Annotated in this window: 8 protein-coding genes, 1 other RNA gene and 2 pseudogenes; 6 read left to right on the forward strand and 5 right to left on the reverse strand. The window is 67.8% G+C overall.

The window, feature by feature from the left end:
• Window positions 1–15: 15 nt before the first annotated feature.
• Window positions 16–747 (reverse strand): slipin family protein, encoded by a 732-nt coding sequence (locus AC1DY5_RS00325; protein WP_478107242.1) that lies wholly within the window; start codon window positions 745–747, stop codon window positions 16–18.
• A gap of 57 nt (window positions 748–804) precedes the next feature.
• Complete coding sequence (locus AC1DY5_RS00330; protein WP_478107224.1) at window positions 805–2,127, reverse strand: NfeD family protein; 1,323 nt, start codon at window positions 2,125–2,127, stop codon at window positions 805–807.
• A 108-nt stretch (window positions 2,128–2,235) separates the two neighbouring features.
• On the opposite strand from AC1DY5_RS00330, the gene AC1DY5_RS00335 reads away from it, so the two are divergent.
• Complete coding sequence (locus tag AC1DY5_RS00335; RefSeq protein ID WP_478107226.1) at window positions 2,236–3,921, forward strand: MBL fold metallo-hydrolase; 1,686 nt, start codon at window positions 2,236–2,238, stop codon at window positions 3,919–3,921.
• Window positions 3,918–4,628, forward strand: a complete 711-nt coding sequence (locus AC1DY5_RS00340; protein ID WP_478107228.1) for an RNA pseudouridine synthase — start codon at window positions 3,918–3,920, stop codon at window positions 4,626–4,628. The genes AC1DY5_RS00335 and AC1DY5_RS00340 overlap by 4 nt, the downstream gene beginning before the upstream one ends.
• A 63-nt stretch (window positions 4,629–4,691) precedes the next feature.
• On the opposite strand, the gene rnpB is transcribed toward AC1DY5_RS00340, so the two are convergent.
• Window positions 4,692–5,028: RNase P RNA component class A (rnpB, locus tag AC1DY5_RS00345), an RNA gene on the reverse strand.
• 67 nt (window positions 5,029–5,095) lie between these two features.
• Between rnpB and cysK the strand changes: the two genes are divergently transcribed.
• Both cysK and AC1DY5_RS00355 read left to right on the forward strand, forming a co-directional pair.
• Window positions 5,096–6,016 (forward strand): cysteine synthase A, encoded by a 921-nt coding sequence (gene cysK, locus AC1DY5_RS00350; RefSeq protein WP_478107230.1) that lies wholly within the window; start codon window positions 5,096–5,098, stop codon window positions 6,014–6,016.
• A gap of 72 nt (window positions 6,017–6,088) precedes the next feature.
• On the forward strand, window positions 6,089–7,765 hold the full coding sequence (locus AC1DY5_RS00355; protein ID WP_478107232.1) for an NAD(P)/FAD-dependent oxidoreductase: 1,677 nt from the start codon (window positions 6,089–6,091) through the stop codon (window positions 7,763–7,765).
• Here AC1DY5_RS00355 and AC1DY5_RS00360 read toward each other — a convergent pair.
• Window positions 7,663–8,524: pseudogene (locus AC1DY5_RS00360) on the reverse strand (amino acid permease); the annotation flags it as partial. The gene AC1DY5_RS00355 and the pseudogene AC1DY5_RS00360 sit on opposite strands and share 103 nt — an antisense overlap.
• 14 nt (window positions 8,525–8,538) lie before the next feature.
• Window positions 8,539–9,000 (reverse strand): hypothetical protein, encoded by a 462-nt coding sequence (locus AC1DY5_RS00365; protein ID WP_478107234.1) that lies wholly within the window; start codon window positions 8,998–9,000, stop codon window positions 8,539–8,541.
• Here AC1DY5_RS00365 and AC1DY5_RS00370 point away from each other — a divergent pair.
• Both AC1DY5_RS00370 and AC1DY5_RS00375 read left to right on the forward strand, forming a co-directional pair.
• The gene (locus AC1DY5_RS00370; protein WP_478107236.1) at window positions 8,999–10,246 is read left to right on the forward strand and encodes an ISL3 family transposase; all 1,248 of its coding nucleotides are present in this window, start codon (window positions 8,999–9,001) and stop codon (window positions 10,244–10,246) included. The genes AC1DY5_RS00365 and AC1DY5_RS00370 overlap by 2 nt on opposite strands.
• A gap of 16 nt (window positions 10,247–10,262) precedes the next feature.
• Window positions 10,263–10,527, forward strand: a pseudogene (locus tag AC1DY5_RS00375) (hypothetical protein); the annotation flags it as partial.

Genomic DNA, 10,527 nt, shown 5'->3' on the forward strand with positions numbered 1-10,527 from the left:
CGGAGCCCTCCGGCGTCAGCCGTCCGGTGCCCGCGGATGCGTCTCCAGCCGATGCAGCAGCGCCCCGAGCAGTTCCAGCGGCAGCGGAAACACGATGGTCGAGTTCTTGTCGGCGCCGATCACCGTCAGGGTCTCGAGGTAGCGAAGCTGCAGCGCCTGCGGATGGCGGCCCAGGATCTCGGCCGCCTCGGCCAGCTTGGCCGCGGCCTGCAGCTCGCCTTCGGCGTGGATCACCTTGGCCCGCCGCTCGCGCTCGGCCTCGGCCTGCCGGGCGATCGCTCGCACCATGTTGTCGTTGAGGTCGACATGCTTGATCTCGACATTGGTCACCTTGATGCCCCATTGATCGGTCTGGGCCGCCAGGATCTTCTGGATGTCGAGGTTGAGCCGCTCGCGCTCGGCCAGCAGGTCGTCGAGCTCGTGCTTGCCGAGCACCGCGCGCAGCGTCGTCTGCGCGAGCTGGCTGGTGGCCTCGAAGTACTTCTCGACCTGGATCACCGCCTTCTCGGGATCGACGACCCGGAAATAGAGGACCGCGTTGACCTTGACCGAGACGTTGTCGCGCGTGATGACGTCCTGGCTCGGGACGTCCAGCACCATCACGCGCAGGCCCACCCGCACCATCTGCTGCACGCCGGGGACCAGGATCACCAGCCCCGGCCCCTTGACCTTCCAGAAGCGGCCGAGCTGGAACACCACGCCGCGCTCGTATTCGCGCAGGATGCGCAGCGACGCCACCGCCAGCATCGCCAGCAGCAGCACCAGGAGCGCGGACAGCACCAAATTGAAATTGAAGAACATGTCTCAAGCCCGCGCGGGGCCCTCCGTGTTGTCCTCCGCCACCTGCAGGGCCAGGCCCTGCACGCGCGTCACGCGGATGCGGCGGCCCGCCCGCAGGCCGTCCGCGCCGCGGACCTTCCAGTAGTCGCCCTGGATCTGGGCCCAGCCCTCGCCATCGGCGAACTCGATCAATTCGCCGGTGGCGCCGACCAGCGTCGCGACGCCGAGCACCGGCGGCCGCCGCCGGGTCTTCGCGGCGATGCCCGCGACCAGCAGGATGAAGGCCGCCGAGGCCACCGCCAGAAGGGCCACCAGCCACAGCGGCACGCCGAAGCCCGGGATGTCGTTGTCGATCAGCAGCACGGCGCCGATCGAGAAGGCAATGACGCCGCCGATCCCGAGCGCGCCGAAACTCGGCAGGAAGGCCTCGGCGACGAGGAAGGCCACGCCGAGGAAGATCAGCCCCAGCCCGGCATAGTTGACCGGCAGCATCTGCAGGCCGAAGAGCGCCAGCATGAGGCAGATCGCGCCGACCACGCCGGGCAGCACGAAGCCCGGGTTGGAGAACTCGAACAGCAGGCCGTAGATGCCCAGCATCATCAGCACCAGGGCCAGGCTCGGTTCGGTGATCACCGACAGCAGCCGGCTGCGCCAGTCGGCATCGAACACCAGCACCTGCGCATGCTGCGTCGACAGCCGCAGCGTGCCGAGCGCGGTTCGCACCTCGCGGCCGTCGACCTGCCGCAGCAGGTCGGCCACATCCTGTGCGATCAGCGTGATGACGTTCTTCTGCAGCGCTTCGGATGCCGACAGGCTGGCCGATTCGCGCACCGCCAGCTCGCCCCATTCGGCGTTGCGCCCGCGCAGCTGCGCCAGGCTGCGGAGATAGGCCGAGGCATCGGCCAGACGCTTGGCGGTCATCGCGTCGGGCGCTGCCGGCGTCGGCGCCCCGATCGCCACCGGCGTGGCGGCGCCCAGGTTGCTGGCCGGTGCCATGGCGGCGATCTGGCTGGCATAGAGGATGTAGGTGCCGGCGCTGGCGGCACGGGCGCCGTCGGGCGCCACGAAGGTTGCCACCGGGATCGGCGAGGCCAGGATGTCCTTGACGATCTCCCGCATCGCGCTGTCGAGCCCGCCGGGCGTGTCGAGCTGGATCACGAGCAGCCGGGCCCGTTCGCGGACCGCCAGCCGAAGGCCGCGCCGCACATGGTCGACCGCGGCGGGGCCGATGGCGCCGTCGAGCTCCATCAGGACCACGGTGCCGGCGGAATTGGACGCGGGTGCGGCGGCAGGCACGGCTTGGGCGCCAGCCGCTCCCACCGCATGGGCGAGGAGGACCAGTGCCATCAGCCATGTCGTGGCGGACCCCATCTGTTCATTCTAGGGACCACTCGCGACGCTGTCACACGGCAACTGCCGCACGCGGCCGGCGCGATCTCCCGATAATCGCGACCCATGGTACGCCCCACCCAACTTCTTCATCCGCAGCGCGAGCCGGCGCCGGTCCGCCCCGCCGCCACCGTGCTGCTGTTGCGCGACACGCCCGAAGGCATCGAAGTGCTGATGACGCGGCGCTCCGCGAACGCCAGCTTCGCGCCCGGCGCCTACGTCTTCCCGGGCGGCCGCATCGACGAGGGCGACAGCACGGCGCGCGCCATCGCCACCCGCCGCCGCACCCAGAGCCGGCTGCAGCTCACGCAGGCCATCGCCGCCGTGCGTGAGAGCTTCGAGGAACTCGGCGTGCTGCTGGCCCATCACGCCGACGGCCGGCCCGTGAGCGCCGAGGAGGTCGCCGCGATGGACCGCAGCACCGCCGGCACCACGGTGGCGTTCGCCGACCAGTGCGCCGAACGCGGCCTGCGGCTGTCGACCGACAAGATCTTCACCTTCGCGCACTGGATCACCGACCGCGACCTGCCGAAGCGCTTCGACGTGCCCTTCCTGGTGGCGCGCATGCCCAAAGGCCAGACGCCGACTGCCGACGAGACCGAACAGTTCGAGCCCTGCTGGGTGCGGCCTGCCGACGCGCTGGCGCGCCACGCGGCTGGCAGTTTCTTCATGATCTTCCCGACCGTGCGCACGCTGGAACGCATGGTCGCCTATCCGACGGTCGATGCGGTGCTCGATGCCTGCGCCCAGCGCGCGGCCGGCGAAGGCCCGCTGTGGACGAGCTGTCCGCGCGCGGGCTGGCTGGCTGGCAAGGAGGCCCGCTACATGGAACACGAATCGCCCTTCGGCGAGCTGGCCATGGTCAGCCCCGACGGCCAGATCGTCCATGCGCTCGACTGGCAGAACGAGCACGCCGTGCCGCTGCTGAAGAACGTGCAGCGCCTGACCGCGCCGAACCCGAGCGCAATGACCGGTCCCGGCACCAACAGCTACATCGTCGGCGACGCCGACGGCGGCTATGTCGTGATCGACCCGGGCCCGAACGACTTCGAACACATCGGCCGACTGTGGCGCGCGACCCAGGGCGACATCCGGATGATCGTCTGCACCCACTCGCACGCCGACCATTCGCCCGGCGCCCTGCCGCTGCAGAAGCTGTGCAAGACGCAGCCGCCGATCCTCGGGCTGGCCTCGGCGCCGACGGCGCGCTCGAATGCCCGCTTCACGCCCGACCAGGTGCTGCAGGACGGCGAGCGCCTGGTGCTGACCGCGCCGGCGATCAGCGACGCCGGCGAGACCCGTGTGCCGGCCCACACGCTGCGCGCGATCCACACGCCCGGCCACGCGGCCAACCACCTGTGCCTGCTGCTCGAAGAAGACGGACTGCTGTTCTCTGGCGACCACATCCTGAACGGCAGCACCACCGTGGTCGATCCGCCGGACGGCAACATGAACGCCTACCTCGACTCGCTCGACAAGCTCGATGCGGCCTGCGCCGCGGGCGGCGTCGGCTTCATCCTGCCGGCGCACGGCTACGTGATCGGCGAGGCGCGGGCCGCCATCGCCCACCTGAAGGCGCACCGCCTGAAGCGCGAGGCGAAGATCGCCGCTGTGATGCGCCAGCTGCCGAAGGGAACGCCCGAGGAGTGGCTGCCACTGGCCTACGACGACGTGCCCGAGCGCATGTGGCCCGTGGCCGCGCGCTCGCTGGCGGCGCATGTCGAGCGCATCCGGCAGGCGGCCAAGCCATGAAGGATGCCGACGACGAAGGCATCCGGTTGGCCAAGCGGGTCGCCGCAATGGCAGGCTGTTCGCGGCGCGAGGCCGAACTGCTAATCGAGAACGGCGCGGTGCGCGTCGACGGCATGCCGGCGCTGGTCCCGCAGGCGCGCGTGCATGCGCATCAGCAGGTCGAGATCGAATCCGGCGCCCGGCCCGAGCCCGTGGTGCCGGTCACGCTGCTGCTGCACAAGCCGGCCGGCATGGCGACCGAGGCGTCGCACCGGCTGCTGGTGGCGGCCAATCACCACGAGCCCGAGCGAGCCGGCCTGCGCTTCCTGCCGCGCCACGTGGCGGCCCAGCGCTGCATGACCCCGCTCGAGACCGGCGCCAGCGGCCTGGTGGTCTTCACGCAGGAATTCCGGATCGAACGCAAGCTGCAGGAAGACGCCGGCATCCTCGAGCACGAGGTGATGGTCGACGTCGCCGGCCCGGTCGGGCCCGAAACGCTCGCCCGGCTGGAGCGCTCGCCGGCCCGCGTCAGCATCGGCCAGCAGGCCGAGGGCCACACCGGCTTGCGCTTTGCGCTGAAGGGCACCCGCCCGGGCCAGATCGCCCACATCTGCGACGACGCCGGCCTGCAGATCCTGGCGATGAAGCGCATCCGCATCGGCCGCGTGCCGCTGTCGGGGCTGCTGCCGAGCCAGTGGCGCTACCTGACGCCGAACGAGCGCTTCTGAGACATTGCGGGACGACCAAGAAACTGCGCAGCAGTTTTTGCTCGTCCTCAACTAATCAGAAAAGTGTGAAGCACGCCTGTAAGCCGGATTCTGTGCACTGAAGTCTCTTGCGAGACCCCAGCGTGACCGCCATTACTCTGGGCCGTTTGTCACCAAACGGCTCGATGCCACCTACCCGCCAGCTCTGCGGAACCACATCGACGCTGGCCTACTTGGTGTTGCTGCGCGCAGAGATTGCCCGTTTCACCCGGCCCGGGTTGCCCCGGGCCGACTCGTCTCTGTTGCTCTGATCCTCACCTCGCGGTGGGGAGCCGTTAGCTCCTGCGCTGTCCTGTGCAGTCCGGACGTTCCTCCAGTGCGCTCTTTCGAGACTTGCACCAGCGGCGGTCCAGCGTGCTTCACCGGTGGATTATCGCCACAATGGCCGATCCATTTTTTCAGCCAGGGCCCGCCCCCAAGGAGAACGCATGAAAGCCGACACCATCCTGCAGACCATCGGCCAGACGCCCCACGTTCGCATCCAGCGCCTGTTCGGCCACGCGACGCAGCAGGTCTGGATCAAGTGCGAGCGCGCCAACCCCGGCGGCTCGATCAAGGACCGCATCGCCCTCTCGATGGTCGAGGACGCCGAGCGCTCGGGCGCGCTGAAGCCCGGCGGCACCATCGTCGAGCCGACCTCGGGCAACACCGGCATCGGCCTGGCGATGGTGGCCGCCGTCAAGGGCTACAAGTTGGTGCTGGTAATGCCGGACAGCATGTCGGTCGAGCGCCGCCGGCTGATGCTGGCCTATGGCGCCACCTTCGACCTGACGCCGCGCGAGAAGGGCATGAAGGGCTCGATCGCGCGCGCCGAGGAGATCGTCGCCGGCACGCCCGGCGCCTGGATGCCGCAGCAGTTCGACAATCCGGCCAACATCGAGGTGCACGAGCGCACCACGGCCGAGGAGATCGCTGCTGATTTCCCCGACGGCGTCGACGTGCTGATCACCGGTGTCGGCACCGGCGGCCACATCACGGGCTGCGCCCGGGTGCTCAAGAAGAAGTGGCCGAAGCTGAAGATCTTCGCGGTCGAGCCGGTGGCCTCGCCGGTGATCTCCGGCGGCCAGCCCTCGCCGCATCCGATCCAGGGCATCGGCGCCGGCTTCATCCCGAAGAACCTCGACACCGCGCTGCTCGACGGCGTGCTGCAGGTCGACGCCGAGCCGGCGCGCGAGATGGCGCGACGCTGCGCGCGCGAGGAAGGCATGCTGGTCGGCATCTCGTCGGGCGCGACTCTGGCCGCGATCGCGCAGAAACTACCCTCGCTGCCGGTCAACGCCGTCGTGCTCGGCTTCAACTACGACACCGGCGAGCGCTACCTGTCGGTCGACGGCTTCCTGCCGGCTTGAGCGCCGCTCGGCGGGGGCCCGGGCGGCGTTGCGATAATCGGCGTCCCTGCTTGATAAACACAAGCCCACGACATGCTGAGAATCTCCGAAATCAAACTCCCCCTCGCGCACGACGAGGCGGCCCTGCCCCAGGCCATCGCCGCCACCCTCGGCATCGCCCTCGAGGCCATGGCCGGGCACCAGGTCTTCAAGCGCAGCTTCGACGCCCGCAAGGCCGAGTTGCTGCAGGTCTACATCGTCGACGTCGCGTTCGCGGACCCGGCGCTCGAAGCCCGCCTGCTGGCCAAGTTCGCCGAGAACCCGCGCATCAGCCCGACGCCCGACATGGCCTGGCAGCCGCCGGTGCAGGCGCCGGCCGTGCTGCCGCTGCGCCCCGTGGTCGTGGGCTTCGGGCCCTGCGGCATCTTCTGCGCGCTGATGCTGGCGCAGATGGGCTTCAAGCCGATCGTGCTGGAGCGCGGCAAGACCGTGCGCCAGCGCACCAAGGACACCTGGGGCCTGTGGCGCAAGAGCGTGCTGAACCCGGAGTCGAACGTGCAGTTCGGCGAGGGCGGCGCCGGCACCTTCTCCGACGGCAAGCTCTACAGCCAGATCAAGGACCCGCGCTTCCTCGGCCGCAAGGTGATGGAAGAGCTCGTCAAGGCCGGCGCGCCGCCCGAGATCCTCTACGTCGCGCACCCGCACATCGGCACCTTCAAGCTGGTCAAGGTGGTCGAGAACATGCGCGAGCAGATCGTCCAGCTCGGCGGCGAGATCCGCTTCGAGCAGCGCGTGACCGACGTGCTGCTCGAGGACGGGCCGGACGGCAAGGCGCTGCGCGGCCTCGTCGTGCGCGACCAGCGCACCGGCGAGACCCACGAACTGCGCGCCGACCACGTGGTGATGGCGCTCGGCCACAGCGCGCGCGACAGCTTTGAGATGCTGCACGCGCGCGGCGTGCACATCGAGGCCAAGCCCTTCTCGATCGGCTTCCGGGTCGAACATCCGCAGGGGCTGATCGATCGCGCGCGATGGGGCCGGCATGCCGGCCACCCGCTGCTCGGTGCGGCCGACTACAAGCTGGTGCACCACGCGAGCAACGGCCGTTCGGTCTACAGCTTCTGCATGTGCCCGGGCGGCACCGTGGTGGCCGCGACCAGCGAGCCGGGCCGGGTCGTGACCAACGGCATGAGCCAGTACTCGCGCAACGAGCGCAATGCCAACGCGGGCATCGTGGTGGGCATCGAGCCGCGCGACTTCCCGGGCTGGGAAGAAGGCCGCACCGGCTCGGCGCTGGCCGGCATCGAACTGCAGCGCTCGCTGGAATCGAAGGCCTTCGTGCTCGGCGGCGGCGACTACCGCGCACCGGGCCAGCTGGTCGGCGACTTCATCGCGGACCGGCCCTCGACCGCGCTCGGCAGCGTGCTGCCTTCGTACCGGCCGGGCGTGACGCCGGGCGACCTGCGCGCTGCGCTGCCGGCCTATGCGATCGAGGCCATGCGCGAGGCCTTCCCGGCCTTCGGACGCAAGATCAAGGGCTTCGACCTGCACGACGCGGTGCTGACCGGCGTCGAGACCCGGACCTCGTCGCCGATCCGCATGACGCGCGGCGAAGACTTCCAGAGCCTCAACGTGCGCGGCCTGTACCCGGCCGGCGAAGGCGCGAGCTACGCCGGCGGGATTCTTTCGGCGGGGGTCGACGGCATCAAGGTCGCCGAAGCGGTGGCGCGCAGCGTCGCCGGCTTGTCGTCTTCGGCGCCGCCACGGTAGAAGAACCAGTAGACCGCCGAGAGCAGCAGCAGGAAGGGAACGCCGGTCCACATCTTGGCCTTGAACTCGGCAGTGAACAGCGTGGTCACCATGATCGCCAGCATCAGCCCGGCACTGAGCAGCGTGGGATACGGAAAGCCCCAGATCCGGAAGGCCACGCGGGGATTGCCGTCTTTCGTCCAGCGGCGGCGGAAGCAGAAGTGCGTGACGAAGATCATCATCCAGGTGAACAGCGCACCGAACATCGAGAGACCGCCATCATCAGCGTGAACGAGGCCTCCTTGTAGACCACGCTGAGCGCGCCCGCGACCGCGATGCCGAGGCACGAGAGGCCGAGCGCGTTCACCGGCAGGCCCTGGGCGTTGAGCGCGCCCAGCCGCGGCGAGGCATAGCGCCGCGCGACAGGCTGAACATCATCCGCGTCGTGATGTAGAGTTGGCTGTTCATGGCCGACAGGGCCGCAATGAGCACGACGAAGTTGATGATGTGGGCGGCTCCCGGGATGCGCACTGCCTCCATCGCCTGCACGAACGGGCTCTTGCCGTTGCTCGCCTCGTTCCAGGGGACGATGGCCAGCATCAGCGCCAGGGTCAGCAGGTAGAACACGACCAGCCGCACCATGACGCTGCGGAACGCGCTGATCACGGCCTTCTCGGGCTCCTTGGCCTCGCATGCCGCGACCGCGATCATCTCGATGCTCAGGTAGCTGAAGATCGCGACGATCACGGCCACCCAGGTTCCCCACGCGCCCTTGGAAAAGAGGTTCGTTGGGACTATTTGTGGGTGCTTTTTCGCATGCCTACTTTGCCAGACGACGCGCTCAGGAACCGACACAGCTTTCTACACGTAGCGTCCAGTGAGTCCTGTTCTGCTTCACTGATGCGTGAGCCCATGAAGGGACCTCCGTCGTCTTGGACGAGTTGCTGGAGGGCGTCGAAGACGTCCATTCGGGCAAGCTCGTTATCTTCGTAGCGGCGCCGCACGAGCTCGCCGCCGAGCATCCAGAGATTGTCGCGGTGCCGTCTCACGGTCTTGCGCGCCAGTCCCTGATCCAACAGGTCGAGCAGGAATGGGGTGAGCACCTCGATGATCCGCTGGCCGACTGCGAGGTCCGGCTGGTCGTAGCTCCACGAGTTCGGCCAATTGTCCAGATCCGGGCATGCCTGGCGCAGCCGCTGCGCGTCATGCGGCGTAACAATGGATGCACCGTCCACGCTGCCACGGGGGTTGACCATGCTGCTGACCCGCTTGCTCAATGCCTGTCACCACTTTCCAGGTTTCGTCTACGCGGCAGTGCGACTGATCGAAACCACCAACACCATCGAGATTGACGTGCGCCCGCGTCGAGGCTCCCGGGCGCGCTGCTCGTGCTGCGGCCGCTGCGCGGCCGGATATGACGTACTGCCCGTGCGGCGCTTCGAGTTCATCCCGATCTGGGGTTATGCCGTGCAGCTACTGTATTGCATGAGGCGCGTGCAGTGTCACCAGTGCGGCGTGAAGGTCGAACAGGTGCCTTGGGGCATCGGCAAGCACACCTTGACGCGAGCCTACATGCTGCACCTGGCCCATTGGGCGCGCAAGCTGTCGTGGAGCGAGACTGCGCTGAGCTTTCGCACCACCTGGGATCAGGTCTGCCAGGCGGTGGAGTACGTTGTGCAGTGGGGGCTCGAGCACCGCGAACTCGGCTCGGTGCGGGCCATCGGGGTAGACGAGATCCAGTGGGGGCGAGGCCACGACTACCTGACGCTGGTCTACCAGATCGAGGCCGATTGCGTGCGGCTGCTGTGGGTCGGCAAGGAACGTACGAAGCAGAGCTTCGAGCAGTTCTTCGAACTGATCGGCCAGGAACTGGCCGCCAAGATCGAGTTCGTCTGCTCGGACATGTGGCCGCCCTACCTCGACCTCATTGCCAAGTACTGCACCGCAGCGCTCAACATCCTGGACCGCTTCCACGTGGTGGCCAAGCTCAACCTGGCGCTGGACGACGTACGTGCCGCCGAAGCACGTCGCATGGCGCGCGAGGGCTACGAGCCCGTGCTCAAGAAGAAGCGCTGGTGTTTGCTCAAGCGCCCCGAGAACCTGACCGACCAGCAGCGCATGAGCCTGCGCGAATTACTGGGCTACAACCTGAAAAGCGCACGTGCCTATCTGCTCAAGGAGGAGTTCCAGCAGTTCTGGGACTACGACAGTGCGACCTGGGCCGCCAAGTACCTCGATCGCTGGTGTACCCGCGCGATGCGATCACGCATCGATCCGGTGAAGAAGTTTGCCCGCACGGTTCGCGCCCACCGGGAGTTGTTGCTCAACTACTTTCGCGCCAAAAAGCAGTTTTCCAGCGGCGTCATCGAGGGACTGAACAACAAGGCCAAAGTCACCATGAGAAAAGCGTACGGCTATCGGACCTTCCGCATCGCCGAACTCTCTCTGTATCACGTGCTCGGCAAGCTCCCCGAGCCTAAACTCGCCCACAAATTCTTCTGACGAACCTTTTTTTCTGATAAGCGGCTATGTAATCACGCATGTGGCGCAACGCGAATCGAGCGGCCAGTTCACGATTCGTCGCCTCCTTCGGATTTATCCGCCGCTGGCTGGGGCCATTCTTCTGGCAGTGATACTTGCTCCGTTTTCCGGAGAGCCCGTCGCGGGAGGGTGGCCCGAAGTCCTGTGGGGCATGACGCTGCTGAACTACTTCGGGGTGCCGCAGAACGTGGTCCTGGGTGTTGCCTGGACGCTGGTGATTGAGGTCCTTTTCTACTCACTTG

The sequence above is a fragment of the Variovorax sp. P4_D9 genome (genome assembly GCF_056401695.1).

Coding starts and splice junctions, on each gene's coding strand:
- AC1DY5_RS00340 (WP_478107228.1), top strand. CDS start 3,918: ATGAAGGATGCCGACGACGAAGGCATCCGGTTGGCCAAGCGGGTCGCC.
- cysK (WP_478107230.1), top strand. CDS start 5,096: ATGAAAGCCGACACCATCCTGCAGACCATCGGCCAGACGCCCCACGTT.
- AC1DY5_RS00330 (WP_478107224.1), bottom strand. CDS start 2,127: ATGGCACTGGTCCTCCTCGCCCATGCGGTGGGAGCGGCTGGCGCCCAA.
- AC1DY5_RS00335 (WP_478107226.1), top strand. CDS start 2,236: ATGGTACGCCCCACCCAACTTCTTCATCCGCAGCGCGAGCCGGCGCCG.
- AC1DY5_RS00370 (WP_478107236.1), top strand. CDS start 8,999: ATGCTGCTGACCCGCTTGCTCAATGCCTGTCACCACTTTCCAGGTTTC.
- AC1DY5_RS00325 (WP_478107242.1), bottom strand. CDS start 747: ATGCTGGCGGTGGCGTCGCTGCGCATCCTGCGCGAATACGAGCGCGGC.
- AC1DY5_RS00365 (WP_478107234.1), bottom strand. CDS start 9,000: ATGGTCAACCCCCGTGGCAGCGTGGACGGTGCATCCATTGTTACGCCG.
- AC1DY5_RS00355 (WP_478107232.1), top strand. CDS start 6,089: ATGCTGAGAATCTCCGAAATCAAACTCCCCCTCGCGCACGACGAGGCG.